The sequence below is a fragment of the Novosphingobium barchaimii LL02 genome, assembly GCF_001046635.1.
GTDB lineage: Bacteria > Pseudomonadota > Alphaproteobacteria > Sphingomonadales > Sphingomonadaceae > Novosphingobium > Novosphingobium barchaimii.
In genome coordinates, this window is record NZ_KQ130459.1 from 26,317 (window position 1) to 50,218 (window position 23,902).

Below are 23,902 nucleotides of genomic sequence, written 5' to 3' on the forward strand. Positions count from 1 at the left end.
GATATTATCCGGGGCGGCGGGCAGATCAGGCCGCTGCGTAACCGCCGTCAACGTGGATGGCATCGCCGTGCACGTAGCGCGCCGCGCTTGAGGCCAGGAAGGCCACGGCTTCGGCTACTTCCGCCGGCTCCACGAAGCGGCCCATCGGGTTGCCGGCGGCAACGCCCGCCCGCAGCGTCTCGACCGAGGTCCCGCCGCTGATGCGCGAATACGTGGCGAGGATGTCGTCCATCATCGCGGATTCGACGACGCCGGGATGGACAGAGTTGACACGGATCGGCTTACCAAGCGCGGCAAATTCCACCGCCGCAACCCGCGTCAGCATCCGCGCGGCGGCCTTGCTGGCGCAGTAGGCTGCGCTGAACGCGGCAGGCTTGTCCGAGGCGCCCGAGCACAAGTTGACTACCGAAGCCCCGCCCTGACGGCGCGGGCCGCTGCGGGCCAGAAGATCGGATGCGGTCTTGAGGCCAAGGAACATGCCCTCGACATTGACCTGCTGGCATCGGCGCCAATCTTCCAGCGTCATCGCATCCAGTCGCGCCATCGGGGCGATGCCAGCGTTGTTGACGAGGATATCGAGCGCGCCGTGGCGCTGCTCGACCAGGGCGATGACCTCGGCCCAGCTCGCTTCGCTGGTTACGTCGAGAGCGGCGAATTCACCCGCCGGTTCCTCAGGCGCGCGCAAGTCGGTGCTGACCACGGCGGCGCCGCGCTCTGCCAGCAGGCGGGCGACGGCGGAGCCGATATCGCCATTCGCGCCGGTGACAAGCGCAATAGTGCCGTCCAGACGGGTAGTATCCATGTGCATTCTCTCCATCGAAACGCTGTGTTTCATCGGGCGTGGAGCGTTCACCTCGCGCCGTCACCTCGCATAAAGGCGTAGACGGGATCAGCCGGCCCGCGTGCACCGTGCAGGTCGAGCGCGGCGTACATCCCGCCGGTCATGTTGCGAGTGCTGGCTTCTTGGCGCGTCCAGTCGAGGACGAAGCTGCGCTCCGCGATAGCCCAGCGGCCTTCGCGGCGCTCGAAACGGTCGATGTATCGGCCGCCGGTAAGGGTATCGGTCGCGCAGTCCTTGCTGGTGGAGACGGCAATAACGTATGTTTCGCCTATGGCAGCGTCCCCGGAAACTTCGATCCACTGGTTGGCGATCGAGTGGAAGGTCTGGGCGTAACCCTCCTCCACTAGTGCGCAGATAGTAGTGGCAAATTCCTGCCCGTTGCCGTTGAAGGCGCCGCTGACCACTGTGCTGTCGGCATGGAACACCTGCCCCAGGAGCGCCGCATCGGCACGGTCAAGCCCCCGGCAATAGGCCATGGTGACGTCCGCGATCTGTTGGCGCGAGACGACGGCATCGAGGGTCTGCTGGCTGTGAGCCATCGGCTGATATCCTTTTGTGCGATTGTGACCGGCGTTGTTCGCGCGCGCTTGGGCGAGCAGGGAGATTCCGGTATCGGCAGCACCGTGGCCGCCGACTGGCACGTGGTTGTCCACCGGCCCCAGCCCCGGCAACATGCCCCCGCCCGGCCAGTTGAGATTGGTGTCGAGCACGTAACTACGGTGGCTCATCCGCCATTCACCGCCGCGCCGCTCGTGCCGGTCGAGGTAGCGGCCGCAGATCAGGTGCTGCGTCTCGGCGCTGGAAGCGCAAGCCATGATGTAGCTTTCGGATACGGCCCGGTCCCCGTCCAGTTCTATCCACATCTGTGCAGTGCGGTGCAGGGTGACTGGCTCCGCCCTTTGCGCGCTCGCCAGGATGCCCGCGAACTGCGCGGCAGACCCCGCGAAAAAGCGGTAATCGACCGTGCCGTCATCGTGATAGCAGCCCGCCAGAAGGCTCTCGTCGGCGCGGTCCACGCCGCGGCTGTGGCAGGCCAGCACGTTCGAGATCGCCTGGATATCGGCGATGCCCTCGATGTTCATCCCACCGTCTCCCCGTTGTCGATGACGATGTGGGTCCCGGTGATCTGGCGCGATTCCTCGGAGGCGAGGAACAGAACAAGGTTCGCCACGTCTTGCGGCGTGCCCTGACCGCGCGCATTGACTTGATCCAGCCCGGCGTTGTCCTGTGGCAATTGCGCAAGCGCAGCCTGCGTCATCGGCGTGTCGTGGGCACCGGGTGCGATGGCGTTGACGCGAATTTTGTAGTCCTGCTCAAGGCAGTGCACCGCCACGCTGCGGGTAAGCGCGATGATGCCCGCCTTGGCGGCGCTATAAGCGGGGATCGCGCTGATGCCCTTGAGCGCGGCGACCGAGGCGACGTTGATGATCGACCCGCCGCCGCCCTTGGTCATGTGCGGCAGGGCTGTGTGGCAACCCAGGAAGCACCCCTCCACCATCACCTGCATCTGCAGCCGGAAGGTTTCAAGATCGCAGTCCTCGACATTGCCGAAGCGGACGAGGCCGGCATTGTTGACCAGCACGTCGATCCTGCCGAAATGCGCCACAGTCTTGCCCACCACGCGGCGCCACTGCGCCTCGTCGCGCACGTCATGCTCGAAAAACAGCGCGCCGGGGATCGAGGCCGCGACTTGGCGGCCCATGTCGGCCTGAAGGTCGGTGATGACCACCTGCGCGCCCTCCGCCGCCAGAAGCCGGGCGTCGGCAGCGCCAAGGCCAGAGGCCCCGCCGGTGATGAGGGCGACTTTGCCTGCTACGCGGTTCATGCCGTTCGTTCCCTTCGGTGTAAGCGATCAGTCGCTCCACTCGCATTCATCCTCTCCGCCCTCCCCGCGCAGGCGGGAGGGACGGGGAGGAAAGGCGTTTCATTCCATCACGTTCAGAAGTTGAAGCTGGCCGAAGCGCCGAACTGGCGCGGCGGGGCGTACCCCGCGAGGCCTGCATAACCGGGCGAATCGAAGACGGTCGAAAGGTAGCGAGAATCCAGTAGGTTGGTCGCCCATAGGCCCAGCGACCACGCTGCCCCGTCCGGCTTGTAGGTCAGCGTGGCGTCGACCAGGTGTGTGGGCTGGATCTTCGAACGCGAGGTGTCGAGGATCGCGGTGTAATATTTGGAGCTGGTGTAAGTGTAGCTCACGTCGCTCACCAGATCGGCCCCATTGCCCAGCGGGATCACGAAATTGGCACCGAAGCTGGCATTCCACTTGGGCGCATTCTGCAGCCGGTATCCCTCCAGATCGAGGATCGCGCCAGAGAGCGGGTCGCCATAAAGGAACTGCTTGTACCTGGCATCAAGGTAAGCGAGCGAACCGCGCAGCGTCATGCCCTCCACCGGCACCGCCGTCGTCTCCAGTTCGAATCCCTTGATCTCGGACTTGCCGGCATTGAGGATGCGGTTGCCCTGGGTGTTGGTGGTGTCGTCGAAGTAGATCTGCGCCACCTGCATGTCGCGGTAATTGGTGTAGAACGCCGCCAGGTTCACGCGCAGGTGCCGGTCAAGGAAGTCGGCCTTGATGCCGCCCTCGAAGGTATCCACATTCTCCGGGTTGAACGGCGTGTCACCGTCCGCCGGAACCCCGACGCGCGCGGTGAAGCCGCCCGACTTGAAACCGCGCGACCAGCTTGCATAGAGCAGAGCATCGTCGGCCACTTCATAGTCCGCGCCCAGCTTCCAGCCGACGTTGTTCCAGCTTTTCCTGCCCCCCACGGTGAAGCTACCGATAACGGTGTTGCCCTCGCCCGAGTAGTTCGAGCCGGCCGGATCGCCGATGCTGGTGATGAGGCTGGGCGTGGAAATGGTGCGCTCATGCGAATAGCGGATGCCCGCCTGCAACTTGAGCCGGTCGGTCGCCTGCCAATAGGCTTGCGCGAAGCCCGACACGGAGTAGTTGTCCTGATCCTGCAGGTTGGTCTGCAGCAGGCCCGGCGCGGCGAATTGCAGGCGGTAGGCCTGGATGTGATCGTAGTGGTTCTTGAGGTAGAACCCGCCGACCAGCAGATTCAGAGTATCTGTCAGCTCCAGATTGGTGCGCAATTCCTGGCTCAACTGCCAGCCTTCGGTGCGGCGGTAAGTGTCGTTCAGGAACAGCGGGGTGCCGTCCTGATCGGTGAATTCGCGCAGCTTGAAGTGCTTGTACCCGGTGATCGACGTCCAGTCGCCCAGCGGGGTGTTCCGCCAGTTCATCGTCAGAGTGCCGGAATAGGTGTCCATGTTGGACTCGTCGGGCACGGAATTGTTGGCGCCGTAATACTTGTCGGGCGCGCTGCACATGCCCTGTGTTGCGCAGGGGCTGACGTACATGCCCGCAGTACCCGGCGCGGTGTAGAGCACCTCACCCGGACGCGCGCCATTGATGACGATGGGTGAGCCGTTGCGGGCGTTGACGTATTCGCCCTGCAAGGTCGCATCGAAGTTCGAACCCGGCGTGAAGCGCAGATAGGCGCGCACCGCGTCGAGGTTCTTGCTGCCCATGTCGGAGCCATCGACGACATTGGTTACCCAGCCTTCGCGCTGGGTGTGGATCCCTGCGACCTTCAGCGAGAGCACGTCTTTGACCAGCGGCGCCTCGATCGATCCCGTCACATCGAAGCGGTTGTAGTTGCCGTACACAGCCTTGACGTGGCCGCCGAACTCACCCGTAGGCTGACCAGTGACGACGTTGATGACGCCGCCGGTTGTGTTGGCGCCGAACAGCGTGCCCTGCGGTCCGCGCAGCACTTCGATGCGGTCTACGTCGTAAAGGTCGAGCAGCGCGCCCATTGAGAAGAACTGCGGCACCCCGTCGACCACGATCGACACGGTATTGCCCGCATAAGGGTCCGGCTCGATAACACCGATGCCGCGCACGGTGAAGACGGCGCTTTGCGGGGTGTTGGCGAAGTTGTCGATCTGGACGTTGGGAATCTGGCCCTGAAGCGCCTGAAGCGAGGTGCCCTGCGTGGCCGCCAGCGCCTCGCCGCCGATCGCGGTGATCGAGATCGGCACGTCCTGGATGTTCTCGGACTTCTTCTGCGCGGTGACGACGATTTCCTGAATGCCGCCCTGCTGTTCCCCCTCCTGCGCAAACGCGACGGGCGACGCCATCAGCGCGGCAGCACCGAGAGCGAGTCGTGAACTGTCCTTGAGCCAGGTCTTCATCGATATTCCTCCCTGAGTTTTTCATTATCGTCGCGCACGCAGGCGCATTCACCCGTGCAAATGGTGCACGGATAGTCACTTCGCCCCGGACATGCTCCGGTGCAGTTAGCGGTATGGGAGTGCTGCCTTAGCGGCGCCCCTCCAGGTAGTCGTTCAGCACTTCATGGAAGAAACGCACCCGCGTCTCCTGCCCGGAAAGATAGGCGTCGTCATAACCGCGCGAATGCATGCCGCGTTGCTGTCCTTCAGCCAGCATCATGTCCTGGTAGACGATCTGGTCCTTGATCTCGGGCACGCCGCGCCCGTTGTCGAAGGCGCGGTGCTGGAACTCGGCTTCGTGCAGCGGCTGCGGGCCGGCCATTATGGATTCCACCATGGTCTGCCCGGCCACGGGAAAAGCCATGCACCACAGGTCGAACGTGCACTTGTTCGGATCGGTCGGGTGCGGTTCGGTGCGGAACAGGATCACGTTGTCCGGCAGGAAGCTGATCGTGACATTGGGGAACATCACCGTGTGCGGGCTGTCGGTGATCTCCTCGTCGTCCATATTCTCGTAATGGACGTAACCGCGCTCCTGCCACAGGCGCTTTTTCGCGGCCTTCAGGTCGAGCCAGCCCTGCATCGCCTTGGTCTCGAAATCCGGATAGGATTCCGGATCGATGTCCCACGCCTGCAAGATCATGTCGAAGGGGTGCTGGACGCCCTCAGGCAGCCGGTCCGACAGCGACGGGCGCATCGGCTGCACCGTGCGGCCATGCCCGCCCGGCCACATTTCGTGGCGCGCCGTGTCCACATCCTGATCGATCCATGGCGGCACTTGCGGATGCGCAGTGCGGGTATGGTAGCTTTCCGAGAAATTGTCGGTCGCGAACTTCCAGTTGGTTTCGAGGTCGATCTTCATCCAGAAGACGCGCACCCCGGTGTCCATCGGGTAGTTCTTGTAAAGCTCGGGCATGGGCGACAGGAAATCGAGCAGTTCCGGCGCCTCGTCGTCCATTGTGTACCACACGAAACCGCCCCAGGTCGCGCAGCGCAGTTCCTTCAGCTTGAGCTTGCCGCAGGGGTTGCCCTGCGGAAAATCCTCCGGGTCCTGCGCTTTTTCAAGCACGCCGTCCTTGCCCCAGATCCAGCCGTGATAAGGACACTGGAAACTATCCTGCGAACTGGCGTCCCACACCAGCCGCATGCCGCGGTGACGGCACGAGTTGTAGAATGCCTTGATGGAGCCATCCTCCTGCTTCACGCAGAAGACGGATTCGTTCATGAAATCATGGACCACGTAGTCGCCAGCCTCTTCCAGCTCGGCAGTGCGGCCCGCGATGTGCCAGATGCGGGTCCACATATGGTCCCATTCGCGCTTCATGAATTCAGGTGAAGTGTAGCGCTCGCCGGTAATCGGATCGCCGCGCAGGTTCGCTGCGTTACGGCCGTCGATCATCAAGGCGTCGATGTCTTGCCTTCCCATCTCGTCTCTTTCCCGTGTGCACAGGCCCTTGCCGGGTCCGTGTCTTCGTTGAGGCGAGAATAACAAAACTGGTCGATCGACCAACCTATCAAAACGATCAGGCCAAAATGATCAGCGAGGCCGGCAATCGCGGATCAGGTCGCTGAAGGCTCCTGCAGGCTTTCCAGCCCGCGCGCGAAGAAGCGTAGCGCCGGGCTGGCCATGTCCTCGAGCCGTGCGACGGAATGGTGATCGCGGCTGAGATCGTCGAGGAAGCCGGGGTCCTGCACCATGAAGATCAGCGCCGCCTCGATCAGGTAGACGCCCGCCAGCAGATTATTCTCGGGGATGGCGGGGGCGTGGATGCGCAATTGATCCGTCAGGATCTGCGACACCGCACTCAGCTTGCCAAGGATCGGGCGGAGCTCCGGCATCCTGTAAGAACTCATCAGGTGCGAGGTCATGACGATGTAATTGCGCAAAGGATCGCTATCGGTCGAGGCTGCATGAAGAAACGGCAGGATGAAGGCGGCGACGATCTCCTCCAGCCCGAACCGGCCCCGCCCCTCTTCGGCCTGCGCCTGCCCGCGCGCGAAACTTTCCTCGATGGTGGAGCGCAGCAGGGCCAGCTTGCGCTCCAGCGCCGCGTCGAGGATCAGGTGCTTGTTGCCGAAATGATAGTGAACCAGCCCCATGCGCACGCCCGCCTCATGCGCGATATCGCGCAGCGAAGTGCCCAGATAGCCGTTGCGGGCGAACAATATCTCGGAAGCGTCGAGGATTTGGCCGCGCGTCGCTTCTCCCTTGGGCGTGCCGCCTTTGGGAGTTCTGCCCGCGCCTGGCTTGGATTTCGCTTCTGTCATGAACCCTCAATGCGGCGTGAATGAGATCCGGCCGCATGCCGCTCTCATGACGGGTCACGGTGCAGGTGACAACCGCGCACTGTGCAGAAACAGGCCCCCTCAGAGGCCCGGTGCCGACGAGGCCGGAGTTGGGGCTGGAGCCGACGCGCCCGGATTGACGCGCAACCCCTGCCCGTCGATCTGCACGTCGAGCGGCACCCCGCCGACCCTGGTGCTGATCACGGCCTGTCCATCCTCGATACGTACATGGCTGTCGTCCCCCACCGGGATATCGCCGATCTCCGGTACATCGAGCGGTTGCACCGGCCCTTCGGGATCGGCCGCCTTCGGCCGCGACGGCACGGGCCTCTCGCCCAAGGCATCACGCATGAAATCGCGCCATATCCGCGCAGGTACGGTCCCGCCGGAAACGCCCTTGAGCGGCGAGTTGTCATCGTTGCCGACCCATACGCCCACGACGAGATCGCCCGAATAGCCCACGAACAGCGCGTCGCGGTTCTCTTGGCTGGTCCCCGTCTTGCCGAAATTCGGCCCGCGCAGCATCGCGGCATGGCCCGTGCCGCGATTGATCGTGGCGCGCAGCATTCCCTCTATCGCCTCGTGATCGCGCGAGGACAGGCTGCGCTTGCCGTCGAGCAACCAGTCGAACCAGCCCGCCTCGGGCACCGGAAAAGCGCGCGGGGCAACCGGGAAGCTATTTGCCGCCACGCCGGCGTAGGCTGACGTCAATTCCAGCAGCGTCATGCTGGCCGTGCCCAATGCAAGACTTGGGTCGCCGGTCGGCAACGGCGACGCAACACCAAGACGCCGCGCCATGTCGATCACGGCCTCGTCCCCGACCTTGGAGAACAGCCGCACCGCCGCGACGTTGCTGGAGCGCGCAAAAGCATCCTCCAGCGTGATCGTGGGCGAATAGGCGCCACCGGCATTCTGCGGGCGATAGGAACCGGCCTCGATCGGGGTGTTGGGAAGCGTATCGTCCGGCGACATGCCCGCCTTGAGCGCAGCAAGATAGACGAACAATTTGAAGGTCGAGCCCGGCTGGCGGCGCGCTTGAGTAACGCGGTTAAACGGACTGGCCGAATAATCGCGCCCGCCGACCATTGCTACGACCTCGCCGTTTCTGCGCATCGCCACCAGCGCCACTTGCGCCTTGCCCGCACCGGCTTGCCGGATCGCCCGATGTGCCGCCGCCTGCAGGCGCGAGTCTAGGGTGGTGCGATAGGTCTGCCCGGCATAGCCGGCGGCCTCGATCTGGCGGGCTTGAGGCAGTGCCCAGTCGGCAAAGTAGGTCCCGGTCGGCAACTCGCTGCGATCTCGCACATCCAGCCGAGGCGTGGGAACCGCCCTGGCCTCCTGCTGCGTCATGTAGCCGGCCTCGACCATGGTCTGAAGCACCAGCCGCATCCGCTTTTGCGAAAGCGCAAAATTATTAGTCGGTGCCAGCCGCGAGGGCGCCTTCATCAACCCCGCAAGCAAAGCCCCCTGCCCCTCAGTCAGCTTTTCAGGCTGACGGTGGAAGTAATGCAGCGATGCTGCGCGGAGGCCATAGGTGTTGTCACCGAAGTAAGCGTTAGAGAGGTAGCGTTCAAGAATCTCGTCTTTTGTGAGCCAGGCCTCAAGCCAGAACGCGATCAGCAATTCGCGCGCCTTGCGGGTCAGCGAGCGCTCGGCAGTGAGGAAAGTGAACTTGGCCAGTTGCTGCGTGATCGTGCTGCCGCCCTGCGTGCTGCCGCCGGTCAGGTTGCTCCACGCGGCGCGGGCGACACCACGCGGATCCACGCCCCAGTGGCTGTAGAAGCGACGGTCTTCGATCGCGAGGAATGCATGCACGACATGCGGCGGCAGTTTCGACACGTCCACGGGCGAATCGGTGATCGCCCCGTTGCGTGCGATAGGTGTGCCGTCCGCGGCAAGCAGCGTGATCTCCGGCGGAGCGATTGGCTGCAGCGACTTCGACAACGGCGCGGTGACCGCCAGATAGCCTACCGTGACAAACACAAGGCAAAGCGTCCCTGCAAGGCCCAGCTTGATCCGTTTCCACCGGGACCGGCGGGGTTTGCCCGGAGGCGCGACCGATTCCGGCGCGGCAGGCGCAACCGACTGGGCGGGATCGGCAATGACGTGTCCAGAAAGCTCCATCGCCCGGCACTGCTATACGATTATTCGCCGCAGCGCATCATCAAGCGTGATGCGGCATAGCAGGTTATCCTCCCCGAATTCGGGGAGGATAAGGGCAGCCTTATGCCCGAGCCCCGCCGTTTTCCGAATAAGGCATAATCATGGTGCCATCTGGCGCAGCCGTGAAAGTCGTCTGCGTGGGGTAGGGGATCGAAATGCCTTCCGCCGCAAAGCGCTTCATGATCGCCACCACCAGCCGGTCGCGCAGTGGATGCGCTATCGCCCAATCGCGTCCCGGCACGTCGACCAGCAGCGAAAAGTCCAGCGAACTGGCGCCGAAGCTTTCGAACCCGGCGCGTGCGGGCTTGCCGCCTTCGGCCTCGACCAGTTCCTTCAGGATATCGGGCACCCGCGCCAGCGTCTCGGGCGGGGTCTCGTAAGCAACGCCGATGGTGAAAGGCAAGCGTATGTGGTCGCGTCCGCTGACGTTGAGGATTTCCTTGTCGAGCAAGTTCTTGTTGGCGATGATGCGCAGCTCACCCGTATAGGCACGGATACGCGTGGATTTCAGCCCGATAGCCTCGATCACACCCGAACTGGTGCCGAAGCTGATCTGGTCGCCCTTGCTGAACGGTCGGTCGAAGATGATCGCCAGAGCCGCGAAAAGGTCCGCGAAGATGCCCTGTGCGGCAAGTCCTATGGCTATACCGCCAACGCCGAGTCCCGCGACTAGGCCTGTCACATTGACGCCCAGATTGTCGAGCAGGACGACCGTCGCCACCGCAAAGACCACGACGCTCACCAGCAAGCGGATTAGGCCCATCGCATTGATGATCGCCTCGCCCTGGAAATGTTCGGCAGAGGTGCGGTGCTCTATGGCGCCGAGGATAAACTCACGCGCCCAGATCGCGCCCTGTACCACGGCAGCAAGCGTGAAAAAGAACGTGATGAAGCGGTCGAGGGTGGGAGGTGTCTGCGCATAGCCGTCGACAGCCCGGATCGCGACCATGATGATGAAGTAGTTTGTGGTCTTGGAAACGACGCGTCCGACGACCACCAGCCAATCGGCGCGGCCGCGCTCGGGACGGCATAGCTTGGTGCCCAACCGCCGCAGCGCGTAAAGTGCGGTTACGATGGTGACGGCAATGACGCCAGCGATGATTATCTGAAGCCAGTAAGTCTGGAACCAGGCCCGGCTGGATTCCCAAATATCGCGAAGCTGGGCGGAGACGTCGGGAACCGCGTGAGCGGCGGGGGCGGAATTCGGGGTAGTGCTTACGCTCATCGCGTGTTCGTCATCCTGCATTGCGGCGCCGGCAGGGCCTGGTTCCGATGGCGGGCGAACCCATACCAACCGGTTGATCGGCGACGTCCGAATTACATGATCCGGGCATCGGCGCGGGACACTGGAATGGCCGAAGCGCCAAATTTGTTCCCATCAATCGGGCAGACTGCCCCATTGATGGGACTGCCCCCTCTACCTATTGCCGGCGGCACGCGTCAACGAGCAGCTAGACGGCTGCGTCCACCCGGACGGGGATCGACTTGTAAGCCGGGGTCCCGCTAGCCGGGTCGAAATCATCGAGTGGGACCAGACAATTCGCCTCGGGATAATAGGCAGCAAGCGATCCGCGTGCGATTGCATGGCGGATCACTGTGAAGCCCTTCAGCATGCGGCCGGTTGGCGTGGTTACATCCACTCGGTCGCCATGTGTCAGCCCCAGCATCGCCAGATCCACCTCGTTGGCGAAGATCACGTCGCGCCGACCGGTGACGCCGCGATAGCGGTCGTCTAGGCTGTAGATAGTGGTGTTATACTGGTCGTGGCTGCGGATGGTAGTGAGCAGCAGCGGCTGCCCCTCCATGCTTTCCTCCACATGCGGGTGGGCGAAGAATTGCGCCTTGCCGCTCGGCGTCTTCCAGACGCGCTTATCCGGGGCAATGGTCAGGCGGAAGCCGCCTGGTTCCCGCACGCGCAGGTTGAAGTCGTGAAAGTCCGGGTAGACCGCCTCAATGCCGTCGCGAATACGGTCGTAATTGGCCACCAGCGCAGCCCAATCTACCTTGGTAAGCGGCATGGCCGCAGCGGCAAGCCCCGCAACGATCGCAGGTTCGGAGCGGACTTGCGCCCCCGGCGGCTTCAGCTTCCCGCGCGAGGCGTGAACCATCGACATGCTGTCCTCAACCGTCACCCACTGCGGACCGGTAGCCTGCACGTCCAGCTCCGTGCGGCCCAGGCACGGCAGCACCAGCGTCTCCTTCGCGGTGAGCAGGCAAGTGCGATTGAACTTGGTAAGGATATTGACGGAGAGATCCAGTCCGCGCACCGCCGCAAAGCACGCTTCCGGATCGGGCATGGCGACAGCAAGGTTCCCGCCCAGTGAGACCAGAGCTTTGGATTTGCCCTCATGCATCGCCAGCAGCGCCTCTACGGCATTGTGGCCATGCTTGCGTGGGCTGGCGATGCCGAAAGCCGCATCGAGCCGGTCCAGCATGTCTTCGGGCGGAAGTTCGGTAATGCCCACGGTGCGGTCGCCCTGCACGTTGCTGTGGCCGCGAAGCGGGCAAATGCCGGCTCCCGCCTTGCCAAAGTTTCCGCGCAGCAGCAGCAGGTTGGCAATGGCCTGAACATTTTGGGTGCCGTGGCTATGCTGGGTGATGCCCATGCCGTAACACACGATCACCCGCTCGGCCCCGGCATAGACTGCCGCCATACTCTCGATTGCCTCGCGCGTCAGGCGCGACTGACCCTCGATCCAGGTCCAGGACGTGGTTTCGATATCGGCGCGAAGCGCATCGATGCCTTCGGTATGTTCGGCGATGAAAGTATGGTCGAGAATGCCGCCTTCGGCCTCCTCCATCGCGAAAAGCGCCTTCATCATGCCCTTGAGCATCGCCATGTCGCCGCCGATCCGCACCTGGTGGTAGGCCGAGGCGAGCGGGGTGGAATGGGTCGACAGCATTTCGGTAGGGTGCTGCGGAGACTTGAACCGCTCCAACCCGCGCTCGCGCATCGGGTTGGCGACGATGATCGGCACGCCGCGCTTCGAAGCCTCGGCCAATGTGCCTAGCATGCGCGGGTGGTTAGTGCCGGGGTTGTGGCCGATGCAGAATATGGCGTCGGTGGTATCGAAATCCTCAAGCGTCACCGTGCCCTTGCCTATGCCGATCGACTTAGGCAGCCCGGTGCTGGTCGCCTCGTGGCACATGTTGGAGCAGTCGGGGAAATTGTTGGTCCCGAATTCGCGCGCAAACAGCTGGTAGAGGAATGCCGCTTCGTTCGATGCTCTGCCCGAGCAGTAGAACTCGGCCTGGTCGGCGTGGTCGAGCGCCTGCAAGGCCGCGCCCGCCCGTGCGAAAGCCTCGTCCCAGGTGATCGGTATGTAGTGGTCGGTTTCGGGATCGTAGCGCAGCGGTTCGGTTAGACGGCCCGCGTCTTCCAGTTGGTGATCACTCCAGCCCCACAGTTCGGTCGCGGTATGTTGGGCGAAAAAGCCGGGATCGACGCGCTTGACTGTCGCCTCCCACGTCACTGCCTTGGCACCGTTCTCGCAAAATTCGAACGAGGAGGTGTGCTTCGGATCTGGCCAGGCGCAGCCGGGGCAATCGAAGCCATCGGGCTGGTTCATCTGCAGCAAAGCCCGTGTATCGGGGCTGGCCTTCATCTGCTCGGCAACCGTGCGTGCTACCGCCTTGAGCGCGCCCCAGCCGCCGGCCGGGCCGTTGTAGTCGCCAATGCCTTCGACGTTCCGTTCCGCAGGTTGGTCTTCGGACAAGGTGTAGGCCTTCCGCTGTTTGTGTTGCGAACGTAGGGATTGAGAAGCGTTATTTCGAGCGGAATCGCACTTAACGGGCCTCCTCTTGCGAATGCGCAAAATATACCGTAGGGGGGTATGGTATGTCGCATCTTAATGAAAATAGTCAGCCGCTGATCATGCGCGTGCGCCGAATGATCGGCCAATTGCAGGCAGTCGAGCGCGCGCTCGTCGGCGGGGAAGACTGCGCCAAGACGCTGCTGCTGAGCGCGGCAGTTCGCGGCGCGATAAACGGCTTTATCGACGAACTGATCGCAGATCATCTGCGCACGCACGTAGCCGCCAGCGAACTCACCCAGGAAGAGCGCGACGAAGGCATGCAGGCAGTGATCACCGCGATTCGCCGCTACGCGAAATGACGCGATACAATACCATCGCAACCCTTCCCCAGACCGACCCGCTTTCGCACGCCCACGACTTCCTGGGTGCATCGCACGACGACAACGCGCGCCGTACGCGCTGGGTTGTGATCCTGACCGCTGCAATGATGGTGGGAGAGATCATCGCCGGCTATGCGACCAGGTCGATGGCCCTGCTGGCGGATGGCTTCCACATGGCCACCCACGCCGGCGCGCTGACCGTGGCAGCGGCGGCTTATGCCTATGCCCGGCGCCATTCAAATGACCCTGCCTTCAGCTTCGGCACCGGAAAAGTGGGTGATCTTGCGGGCTTCGCCTCGGCTCTGGTTCTCGCGATCTTCGCAACCGGGATCGGCGTGGAATCGATCAACCGGCTGCTGCACCCCGGCGCCGTTGCATTTGGCGAGGCGACGGTGGTGGCGGTTCTGGGGCTGCTGGTGAACATCGCCAGCGCACTCCTGCTCTCCGGCAACCATCACCACGGACATCATCATGACCAAGGGCATGATCATAGCCATGGTCATCATGGCCACGGCGACAACAACCTGCGCTCGGCCTACCTTCACGTCATTGCCGATGCGTTGACGTCGGTTCTGGCGATCGCGGCGCTGCTTTGCGGCCGCTACCTTGGCTGGACGTGGCTGGACCCGGTGATGGGCATCATCGGCGCGGCGGTAATCGCCCGCTGGTCATGGTCGCTCATGAAGGACACCGCAGGCGTCCTGCTCGACCGAACCGACCGTCACGTCGCGCAGGAAGTGCGCGAGGCAGTCGAAGGACCGGGCGACGCGCGCATCACCGATCTGCACGTATGGCGCATCGGGCCCGATGCCCATGCCGCGATCATCGCCGCCAAAACTTCGCTGGACCAAGCCGAACTGCGCCGCCGCCTGACACCCGTCCACGAACTGAGGCACGTCTCGATCGAGCGGTACTGAAACAGCCGCTCAGTCCGCCGTCCAGCCGCCATCGACGACGAGGCTGGTGCCAGTCATCAGCGTGGAGGCATCCGACGCCAGGAACAGGATCGCGCCCATGAGGTCCTCCACCTGACCGATCCGGCCGAGCTTAATCTTGCTCAGCACGCTAGCCTTGAACGCCGCATCCTCGAAATAAGGCTTTGTCAGCGGTGTCTCTATGAACGTGGGTGCAATTGTGTTGGAACGGATACCGTGCGGCGCAAGGTCCAGCGCCATGGCCTTGTTCATGCCCTCCAGCGCCCATTTGCTGGCGCAGTAAAGCGAACGTCCCGGCCCGCCGACATGGCCCATCTGCGAGCCCATGTGGATCAGGCTACCCGTTGTGCCAGCCGCGATCATCCGCTTCGCGCAGGCCTGCGCCACAAAAAATGCGCTTTTCACATTGAGATCAAGAACAGCGTCGTAGTCCTCGCCCGTCACGTCCCACATAGGCTTCGGCCGGTTGGTCCCGGCGTTGTTGACGAGGACGTGGAACGGCTCTCGCACGTCAAAGAACGCGGCAACAGCATCAAGGTCCGACACGTCGAGCGTGACGGCATGGGCGATGCCGCCCCGCGCTACGATCTGAGCGGCTACCGCCTCTATCTCACTGGCAGTGCGCGCCACGAGGGTTACTTCGGCGCCCGCCTGCGCCAACGCGGCAGCAGCGGCAACGCCGATCCCCCTCCCTGACCCCGTGACCACGGCGCGGCGGCCATCGAGACGCAAACTGGGCGTGACAGGCAAGGTCATGGTCGTCTCTCTCATCACAGATGCAGGAATGGCGGGGGCAGGAAGAACCCGATGCGGCCAGTCTGTCCACCCCCTTCGGTGGCCGGCGGGGAAGAAATTCCGACTAAGCGGTCGTCTGCGGGGTCGGCTCTGCCTGCCCGGCATAGGGCACGTCGCGGCCGCCGAAGCGACGCACACGGATGTTGGCCTGTTCGCCGTGGCCGGCAAAGCCCTCCAGCGCGCAGAGGCGGCTGCAATATTCGCCGATCAGTGCCGAAGCTTCGTCGGTGATGACGCGCTGGTAGGTACAGGTCTTCAGGAACTTGCCCACCCACAGACCACCTGTGTAGCGAGCCGCCTTTTTCGTTGGCAGCGTGTGGTTGGTGCCGATCACCTTGTCGCCGAAACTGACGTTGGTGCGATTGCCCAAAAAAAGTGCGCCGTAATTGGTCATGTTCTGGAGGAAATAGTCCGGGTCGGCGGTCATCACCTGGACGTGCTCGGAGGCGAGTTCGTCGGCGATCCGCACCATCTCCTCGTAGCTTTCGGCCACGATCACTTCGCCGAAGGTTTCCCATGCCTTGCCGGCATGGTCGGCGGTGGGAAGTATTTCCAGCAGGCGCTCGATTTCGGCCATGGTCGCGCGGGCGAACTTCTCCGAATTGGTCAGCAGGACGCCCGGGCTATCGGGGCCATGCTCGACCTGGCCGAGGATGTCTGTGGCGGCCATCTCGGGGTCGCAGCCGATCTCATCGGCGATGATCAGCGTTTCGGTGGGGCCAGCAAAGAGGTCGATGCCGACGCGCCCGAACAATTGACGCTTGGCTTCGGCGACGAAGGCGTTGCCCGGACCGACGAGGATGTCTACCGGCTCGATCGTCTGGGTTCCGATCGCCATCGCGCCGATCGCCTGGATACCGCCCAACGCGTAGATCGCGTCCGCCCCGGCCATCGCCTGCGCGGCAACGATCGCGCGCGCGGGCTTGCCCTGGAACGGCGGAGCGCAGGTAATCACACGTTTCACGCCCGCAACTTTGGCCGTGATCACGCTCATGTGTGCGCTGGCGAGGAGCGGGTATTTGCCGCCTGGCACGTAGCAGCCAGCGGAATTCAGCGGGATATTCTTATGGCCCAGAACGACGCCAGGAAGCGTCTCGACCTCGACATCGGTCATCGAGGCGCGCTGGATCTTCGCAAAGTTGCGCACCTGCGTCTGCGCGAACTCGATGTCCTTGCGTTCCTGCGGGGAGAGGTTGTTCACACACGCCTCGATTTCGGCCTGCGACAGGCGGTAGTCGTCACGGTCCCAGCCGTCGAACCTGTTGCTCATCTCGCGCAGCGCAGCATCGCCGCGTGCCTCGATGTCGGCCAGCGCAGCTTCCACGATATCGCGCACCTTTCGGTCCGCCGTCGCCTTCGCCTCGGCACTCGCACCACGCTTGAGATAGATCGCCATTCGTCCTGCTCCTGCTTGGGCCGCCGGGCCCGAGTCTCGATGGCCGGCAACGCGGCCCTTCGCAGCAGGTGAATACAAATTCGCATGGCACCCCTAAACCGGGCGACGCTTTCATCTCCACCTGATGAAAGCGAGGAGCCGCAAAAAACTGGCATTAATGGACGAGAACGAGTGCCGCGCCACCTGCGATTACTTATGAATTGAAAGTTAGGTGCCATTCGTGGTGCGCGGCACATTTGCTGACAGGTTAGGCACCCCGGAAAAGTCGCCCAAACCGAGAGTCGCACTAGTTGTCTATCTAATGTTTTTTAGCTATACATTTTCCTGATAGCCTTTGAATTTTTTGGATTTTTTAGCGGTTCATGGAAGACAAAAACACTGATTTCGCCTTTGCAGAGGCTCGCGCCATGCTCGCACTCGGGCGCCTCGACGGAGCGCTTGAGCATTGTCCCCCAAACGTCCAGCGCATTTTTGCCGCGCAAATCCTGCGAGGTACGCTCGTCGGCGCTCTCCGTCAGGAAGGCCACCTGTTCACCGAGGCGCGCTTCCATGCCTGGTTTGCTGGCCTGACAACCTTGTCTGAGATGCCCTCGCGCCATGCCAGCGCCCCGCGCGCGCTATGTGAAGGCATTCTGATCGAACTGGCGCACGCCAGTTGGGCGCCGCTCGCAGACATCGCCCTACAGCTGAAACCCGCCTTGCTGGCCCCGCACGACCTGCAATCACAGGGAGACAACGCCCGCACCCATGCCGCGATCGAAGATGCCCGTGCGCTGGTCGACAGACATTCGCCCAAGCCTCAGCCCCTTCCTTTCGCATCACTATCCCGGCTCTACGACGCGGTGGCCGGTAGCCTTCGCTTCGCCCCCGCCGACCGCCAGTTCTCACCCATAGCCTTGGCTGGTCGGCGCTTCAGCGTGGAGCGCCCTGCCCCGTCCTCTCCGCGCTGGGCTATCGAAATGCAGTATGGTGAATGGCTGCGTAGCGCCGGCACCTTACGCTGTGCCCTGCCTTTCACCGGCCTGATCCGCATGGATGTTCTGGCGGCCGACGATCCCGGCACCGCCCGAACCAGCCGCGCCGACGCCTTACACACTGTCGCCAGCAACATGTTCCAACAACTTGGCGAAGCCACCCGGTTGGCGCTCGAATGTAGCGAACGCCTCTCCGGACAACGCACTACATCGCGCGCGCCCGCACTGTTCGAGTTACTGGGAGGCTTTGGTCCTTTGCGTTCCGCGCAAATCGAAAGCGCACTGGGCGCGACGCGGATCGGGGTGCGAGGGATGGTAGCCATACTCGAAGACCGAGGCATGATCGCGCACAGTACGATTGCCGGATCGCATCTTCATGCACTCGCCGCCAGCGGGTCAACAGGACCAGATAAAGACATCGCGTCTGCTTTCACGGTGAAGGCGCTGGACGATTTCGAGGCATCGCTGGCCCACATCGACGAACTGCTCGCCGGCAGCGGCAATTGAGCTGATAGATGCCAGATTGAGCGGTTTTCGGAGCCTTCCGATCTAGAAATTAAGCGTTTGACCCAAAAACCGCCCGCCGCGTTGATTTTTTGAGCCCGTTTAGAAAGCTGCCGGAAAAGGCCTTTAGAGCGCCCATAGGCCGCCCGGGGTGGACAGATGTCAGCGGAACCTCAAATGCGCTCTGCGGGCCTCTGAGCGCATTTTACACGCATCGACCGCGATCGCTGTCAACACAATCGCCAATTCACCGAATTTCGGACCATCGCCGCGCGTAATAGGGGACTACGCGCGGCGATGGCCAAAAACCTATTCCGCGATCAAACCGCGGATCGCCGTCAGCACCTCATCGACAGATGCGCCCGACTTGGGCACCACGCGCAGGGTCAGCCCGCTACGCGCCGAACGGGAATAGCGCAGCATCGGCTTGCCGTTGCCAGCCTTGAGAATGACTTCACCGCCACTCTCCTTCGCCTTTGCAACTGTAGCGCGGACGAGTCGCTTCGCTATCTCGGGGCCGCTCAGCCGCGTGCCAAGATCAGCGCGCTCATCACTGATCAACTTGCCTTCGGCTGCCATGAGCGCCAGCGCACGCGGATCCCCGGCCAGCGGCTTCACATCGCGCGCCACACGAACGGTGATGTCATGGGTATCAGCAAAGGCCTCGACGATCTCGTCCGGCAAACGCGCAACGTCAAGCAGGCGGCTGAGCCAAGACCGCGAGATTTTCAGATGCTCGGCCATCTCGCTCTGCGACCCATCGTAGAATTCGTTGAGCGCGCGCATGTACTCCTTTGCGCGCTCCCAGTCCGAGATGTCCTTGCGAGACCGATTCTCGATGTCGGAAACCCGGAACGCCTCTTCATCGGAGACATGCTGGATGGTGACGAGGTACTCGAAATCTGGATGGTGATGAGCACGCAGCCACTGCACCGTCCACCAGCGACGGACACCGGCAATGATCTCAAAGTCGTGGTCCGGATCGTTCTGAAGTCGGCGGACGATCGCCGGAATGCGCTGCTTCTTGGCCGAAAGAAATGCGTCGATCAGGTCGCGGCATGTTTCCTCATCAAGGTGATCGATGTCGCGGTTATGCAGGCGCCAAGGGCGGCAACGGACCGGGTCGACCCACTCGGTCCGGTCGGTGACCACCTTGCCCGTAGCAAGACGCGCCAAGGTCTGGCTGCGGCTCGCCATGATGCTTTCGGAAGGTGCAGAGGCGTCCAGCTCCTCGTCATCGAGGCCTTCTGTCAGGCTGCTTCCGAAGCCGCGGTTACCCTTGCTCATGTCTTGGTCCTTCCTGAAAGCGCCTTTTCGATGTCCCTGTTGCCACGTGGCAACCGCGCCGAAGAGGCCCTCCCCTGCAAATCAGGCAATCACCCCGCTGCGTTGCGGAAGGGTGGTTAGCCATTTGATAAAACGTCATTTTCAAGTTCGTTGCCACGTGGCAACGGGTCAGCTCACGTCCTTCGCCCTGCTCGCCCAAGTGCGCAGAACGTCCTGTTCGATGTCGTGGCAAACGTCGTTCAGAAAGCGTACGCAGCGGTTGTGCACCTCATGCGAAGTAACCGGGCGATCGAGCTCGTAGACCGTCTTCATGCGCGAACTGGCATTGTCGATCTCGGCGCTGACCTTGAGGACCGAGTTAATCATCGAGCCCCCGAAGACCTGCCGCATCATCGACAAAATCTCGCGGTGCATAGACTTGCTGTCATCGACGCGGCTGCCGACCAGACGGATGAAATTGTAGGCTGGCTTCACCCTGCCCCCAAGCTGCTCCAACTGTTTCATCGTGGTGCGCGCCATGTCGATGAAGGATACAGTCGAGGCGAAATCCATTACGCTCGGCGGCGCCGGAATGACCATCGCATTGGCCGCCTGAAGCACCGCCATCGAAACCATGCCCAACGCCGGCGGCGGATCCATGATGACGATGTCGTAGTCGTCGACGACGGTGTCGATGGCCTGACCGATCAGGTCGATAACATCGAAGCTCTGGTTTTGGGCAAGGTAGCCGGCAATCTCGTATTCGAGGTTATAGAGCTTGAGGTTCGCCGGAATCAAATCCAGCCCGTGGAAGTGGGTCTTGCGAATGATGGAGCGCACGCCGAGCAGTTCGGGATTGTGGAAGTGCCCATAGAGAGTGTCGTCTTCGCCAAGGTCGACGTCGGGACGGTAGCCGAACATCATCGTCGAGCTAGCCTGGCTGTCGCAATCGATGAACAGCACGCGGTACCCACGGATCGCAAAATGCTGGGCGAGGTGCAACGCCAACGTCGACTTGCCGACGCCGCCCTTGAAGTTTGAAATCGAGATGATCGCCGGAACGTCCTCAGGCGCTCGCCAAGGGCGCGTGCCGAAGACGGCGCGCATGTGGTCAAGTTCCTCGAGAGTATATTGCACGCGATGGCCCGATGCGGTCCGGTCGCGTTCAGGCAAACGCCCATCGCGTTCGGCTTCGCGAATAGCCGAAGCGGTCCGGCCAACGAGCGATGCGGCTTTTGATATTGCGAAAGACGGACCAACCTTGTGGCCGGTCTCGGGGTCGAGCGCACCGTCGCGGATGCGCTTCAGGATGGTAAGGGCCTTACGGTGAAGAAGGTCGAGGCTGTCTTCCAGCAGTTCATTGCCGGGGACGTCGGAGCGGGCATCGGATGCAGGGTGGGTCGCCATGAATACCAGTCTTGTGGATTTGAACCTCGACCGTACCCGCGTTGGAAGTTTCGAGCAACAATCGTCCACCAGTCTTCCAATCGAGCCGATGATCTCCGAGCCCTTTTATCTAGGGAAGCAAATGGCGGAGGGCCCGTGCTGCTGTTCGGACCGATGATCTCGGTGCCGTTGATCTGCCCAAGAAGCCATCAGCGCGTTGTGGGGGTCGCTTCGGGAGTGCTGTTTCCGCAGTTTTCCCGGAACGCCGATGATCTCGGTGCCAGCCGATGATTCCGGTGCGTTTTGCCGATGATCTCGGAGCCAAACCGACCGATGATCTCGGTGCTTTAACCTATACTAGAATCCCTAAATCAAAACCGATTCGCGAATCGGCTATTTCTGGAAATAAGGGGAAATGGGCGCGATCTCAGCAACGGATCCGAGATCATCGGTGATATTGTAGGTTTCAACCGCCAAATGTCCCCGAAACTGCCAACGCACTTGCGTTTGAGGACCAAACCTGTTGTCTAAACCCCACATCACAGGCCCCGAGTCGGGGTAAAGCAGGGTCATATGATTAACGGGGATAGCAGCAAGCCGATCGGACACCAGTATGCCCTCGCCATGCTGGATGGCGGGGAAGCGCAGGTGCGTTCGCTTGCACTGCGGGCCGGATCGCAAATTACCATGGATGCGTTTTTGCGGGTTCAGGATGAGGAGCCTGTGCCTGCATTCCTGCATTCGGCGCTGTGTGCCATGTCGCTGCCGACCAAGCGGCCCAAGGACGAAACGCAGCCGATCTTGCGCGAAGACGGCAAATATGCGCTGGCTATCAACCCCAGGCCCGTACTGCAGACTGTCGATGGCAAGCCCGTTTTGCGCAGTCTGGGTGTTCCGTATGGCGCCTATCCCCGGGTCGCGCTGATCTATCTGCTGTCGCAGGCGGTGGCCAAGCGTTCGCGTGACGTTTACCTGGGACGCAACTTTACCGAGTGGATGCGCCGTTTGGGATATCAGACGGTGTCTTATGGACCGCGCGGAACTGCTAATCGCATGCGCGAACAGGTGGACCGCCTCCTGGCCTGCGAATGGCAGATTCGCTGGGACGGCACTGAGGCCGACGGCAACGCCTTTGCTGTGCGCGATGTGAAGATTTCCAATGAATATGCCGGTTCCCTGGAAAAGAACGGAGCCTTCGCGCGGGAGATTCGCATGTCCGAGGGGTTCTATGGACACCTTATCGAACATGCAGTCCCGCTGAACGAGGTCGCGATTCGCGAACTCAAGGGCACGCCGACCGCGCTCGATCTCTATACATACCTTGCCTATCGCCTGCCGCGCATCACCAGCGACAAGGGGCAGACGATCTCGTGGGATCAGCTTGCCCGGCATCTGGGTAATGAGGCGGACTCCAAGCGTTTCCGCCAGACGGTGCGTGAGACGATGCAGCTGGTTTCAGCGGTCTATCCCAACGCCGACGTCGATCTTTCCGGCCGCAAGGTTGTGTTGAATCCCTCCCCGGCGCCGCTCGAACGCAAGCTCGTAGGTACGCATTTGCGACTGCTGGGTGCATCAGTGTCGGAAAAAGCACCGAGATCATCGGTCCCGGCGAAAGACGGCGAGAGCAAACGCGCCGGCGCTGCGACTGAAGAAACAATGCTTGCGTTTCCGAGTGGCAGTTTGAGCTTTGGCTCGCGCGAGACTGCGTTTCGCGTCATCGGTGTCGACAAAGGCCATCCGTGGTCGGTGGATCAGATGGCCGATGCATTCAGGGCAGGCTTCCCCGGGATCGCGCGAAAACGCAGCGAGACAGAATGGCTGCGGGTATGGGAATCTTTTGTCGTCAGCTATGCGAAGCGGCGGGACAATTCGGAAGGCGAATGACCGATGATGTCCGAGCCGTTTTCGGCTCGGACAGGGAAGGGGCCTCTACACGCGTTGCAGGGAGCCCCATTTGACCCTCTGGTCTACCAGTTTGCGGAAGTTGAGCGTTGCGGGCGATGCGTCGCGGGCATGGAACATTACCAGCTGACTGGAAAATGGCATTTCGATATGTCGGAACACCAAGGTATCTATGGTGAAGCGCGCCAGCGAGCGCGACAGGATGGTAACGCCCAGACCTGCTGCCGTCAGCCCGACCAAAGTGCCGAAACTATTGGCCTCCAGCGTGACGTTCGGCCGAAAACCCTGGATCTCGCAGTGCGCCATAAGCATTTCGTTGAAACCGGCCCCGTTCATGGAGCCGAACAGGATCAGCGGTTCGTTTTCGATATCTGCCAAAAATAGCGCCCGCTCGAGATTTGCCAGTGGATGGTCGCGGCGCATGGCCAGAACCATGCCTTCGCGCTGCAAGGGGAGGGCCTGCATCGTCTCAGGCAATTCAAGCGCCGAGAATGCCCGCACGATGCCGATATCGATCGTGCGGCGCTCTACACCGGCAATCTGTTCATCACGGGGAAGTTCGTTCAACTCGACACTGACTTGGGGGAACGAACGGCGGTAGCGGGCGAGCGTGTCCATGACTTCGGCAATGAATGGCACTGACGGCGACAGGCCAAGGCTGAGTCGCCCGATTTCACCGCTATGCGCTAGGCGCGCCACCTTGGCCGCTCGCTCGGCCTGAGCCAGCGTTTCATGCGCCTGGGGCAGGAACTGGCGCCCGGCTTCGGTCAGTTGCACGCGCCGGCTGGTGCGGTCGAACAGTCGAACACCTAATTCTTCTTCAAGCGCGCGAATCTGCTGGCTCAGCGGCGGCTGCGAAATGCCCAAGCGCTGCGCCGCATTACCGAAGTGAAGCTCTTCGGCGACGCATATGAAATAGCGCAGATGCCTCAATTCCACGGTTTTACAGTCCTCACGATTGAGATGCTTTAGGTATCGATCAAGCCTCTTTATATATTGGACAGAAAAGATTGAAACGAGCATCGGCAAAACGCGAGCAAAACTCCTCGTGACGCAACCGGCCAGAACCGCATCTCCCAAAAA

General features: G+C 62.2%; 18 protein-coding genes. 4 read left to right on the plus strand and 14 right to left on the minus strand.

Features of this window, described 5'->3' with window-relative positions; translation table 11 throughout:
- Positions 1 to 25: 25 nt before the first annotated feature.
- From V474_RS21840 to V474_RS21880, 9 genes are all read right to left on the minus strand, one after another.
- On the minus strand, positions 26 to 802 hold the full coding sequence (locus tag V474_RS21840) for an SDR family NAD(P)-dependent oxidoreductase (protein WP_059153342.1): 777 nt from the start codon (positions 800 to 802) through the stop codon (positions 26 to 28).
- A 47-nt stretch (positions 803 to 849) separates the two neighbouring features.
- Positions 850 to 1,923, minus strand: coding sequence for a nuclear transport factor 2 family protein (locus V474_RS21845; RefSeq protein ID WP_059153343.1), 1,074 nt, complete (start codon positions 1,921 to 1,923; stop codon positions 850 to 852).
- Positions 1,920 to 2,666, minus strand: coding sequence for an SDR family NAD(P)-dependent oxidoreductase (locus V474_RS21850; RefSeq protein ID WP_059153344.1), 747 nt, complete (start codon positions 2,664 to 2,666; stop codon positions 1,920 to 1,922). The genes V474_RS21845 and V474_RS21850 overlap by 4 nt, the downstream gene beginning before the upstream one ends.
- Positions 2,667 to 2,779: 113 nt before the next feature.
- Complete coding sequence (locus V474_RS21855) at positions 2,780 to 5,038, minus strand: TonB-dependent receptor (RefSeq protein ID WP_059153345.1); 2,259 nt, start codon at positions 5,036 to 5,038, stop codon at positions 2,780 to 2,782.
- A 127-nt stretch (positions 5,039 to 5,165) separates the two neighbouring features.
- Positions 5,166 to 6,503 (minus strand): aromatic ring-hydroxylating oxygenase subunit alpha, encoded by a 1,338-nt coding sequence (locus tag V474_RS21860; RefSeq protein ID WP_059153346.1) that lies wholly within the window; start codon positions 6,501 to 6,503, stop codon positions 5,166 to 5,168.
- Positions 6,504 to 6,637: 134 nt separating this feature from the next.
- Positions 6,638 to 7,345: a TetR/AcrR family transcriptional regulator gene (locus V474_RS21865; RefSeq protein WP_059153347.1), complete on the minus strand. Its 708-nt coding sequence runs from the start codon at positions 7,343 to 7,345 to the stop codon at positions 6,638 to 6,640.
- Positions 7,346 to 7,444: 99 nt separating this feature from the next.
- Complete coding sequence (locus tag V474_RS21870; protein ID WP_059153348.1) at positions 7,445 to 9,487, minus strand: transglycosylase domain-containing protein; 2,043 nt, start codon at positions 9,485 to 9,487, stop codon at positions 7,445 to 7,447.
- A gap of 100 nt (positions 9,488 to 9,587) precedes the next feature.
- Positions 9,588 to 10,751, minus strand: coding sequence for a mechanosensitive ion channel family protein (locus V474_RS21875; protein ID WP_059153426.1), 1,164 nt, complete (start codon positions 10,749 to 10,751; stop codon positions 9,588 to 9,590).
- A gap of 226 nt (positions 10,752 to 10,977) precedes the next feature.
- Positions 10,978 to 13,242 (minus strand): FdhF/YdeP family oxidoreductase, encoded by a 2,265-nt coding sequence (locus tag V474_RS21880; protein WP_059153349.1) that lies wholly within the window; start codon positions 13,240 to 13,242, stop codon positions 10,978 to 10,980.
- A gap of 122 nt (positions 13,243 to 13,364) precedes the next feature.
- Between V474_RS21880 and V474_RS21885 the strand changes: the two genes are divergently transcribed.
- Entirely contained in the window at positions 13,365 to 13,640 is a 276-nt protein-coding gene (locus V474_RS21885; protein WP_059153350.1) for a metal/formaldehyde-sensitive transcriptional repressor, read from the plus strand.
- The gene (gene dmeF, locus V474_RS21890; RefSeq protein ID WP_236711386.1) at positions 13,637 to 14,578 is read left to right on the plus strand and encodes a CDF family Co(II)/Ni(II) efflux transporter DmeF; all 942 of its coding nucleotides are present in this window, start codon (positions 13,637 to 13,639) and stop codon (positions 14,576 to 14,578) included. The genes V474_RS21885 and dmeF overlap by 4 nt, the downstream gene beginning before the upstream one ends.
- A gap of 9 nt (positions 14,579 to 14,587) precedes the next feature.
- Here dmeF and V474_RS21895 read toward each other — a convergent pair whose 3' ends face one another.
- Both V474_RS21895 and hisD read right to left on the minus strand, forming a co-directional pair.
- Entirely contained in the window at positions 14,588 to 15,352 is a 765-nt protein-coding gene (locus V474_RS21895) for an SDR family NAD(P)-dependent oxidoreductase (RefSeq protein ID WP_059153351.1), read from the minus strand.
- A 103-nt stretch (positions 15,353 to 15,455) separates the two neighbouring features.
- Positions 15,456 to 16,787 (minus strand): histidinol dehydrogenase, encoded by a 1,332-nt coding sequence (hisD, locus tag V474_RS21900; RefSeq protein ID WP_059153352.1) that lies wholly within the window; start codon positions 16,785 to 16,787, stop codon positions 15,456 to 15,458.
- 362 nt (positions 16,788 to 17,149) lie between these two features.
- On the opposite strand from hisD, the gene V474_RS21905 reads away from it, so the two are divergent.
- Positions 17,150 to 18,268, plus strand: coding sequence for a hypothetical protein (locus V474_RS21905; protein ID WP_059153353.1), 1,119 nt, complete (start codon positions 17,150 to 17,152; stop codon positions 18,266 to 18,268).
- Positions 18,269 to 18,574: 306 nt separating this feature from the next.
- Here V474_RS21905 and V474_RS21910 read toward each other — a convergent pair whose 3' ends face one another.
- Both V474_RS21910 and V474_RS21915 read right to left on the minus strand, forming a co-directional pair.
- Positions 18,575 to 19,552, minus strand: a complete 978-nt coding sequence (locus tag V474_RS21910) for a ParB/RepB/Spo0J family partition protein (protein WP_059153354.1) — start codon at positions 19,550 to 19,552, stop codon at positions 18,575 to 18,577.
- A 168-nt stretch (positions 19,553 to 19,720) separates the two neighbouring features.
- Positions 19,721 to 20,938 (minus strand): AAA family ATPase, encoded by a 1,218-nt coding sequence (locus V474_RS21915; RefSeq protein ID WP_059153355.1) that lies wholly within the window; start codon positions 20,936 to 20,938, stop codon positions 19,721 to 19,723.
- 555 nt (positions 20,939 to 21,493) lie between these two features.
- Between V474_RS21915 and V474_RS21920 the strand changes: the two genes are divergently transcribed.
- The gene (locus V474_RS21920; RefSeq protein ID WP_059153428.1) at positions 21,494 to 22,801 is read left to right on the plus strand and encodes a replication protein RepA; all 1,308 of its coding nucleotides are present in this window, start codon (positions 21,494 to 21,496) and stop codon (positions 22,799 to 22,801) included.
- A 45-nt stretch (positions 22,802 to 22,846) separates the two neighbouring features.
- On the opposite strand, the gene V474_RS21925 is transcribed toward V474_RS21920, so the two are convergent.
- Positions 22,847 to 23,842 (minus strand): LysR substrate-binding domain-containing protein, encoded by a 996-nt coding sequence (locus V474_RS21925; protein WP_236711387.1) that lies wholly within the window; start codon positions 23,840 to 23,842, stop codon positions 22,847 to 22,849.
- Between the last annotated feature and the right edge of the window lie 60 nt (positions 23,843 to 23,902).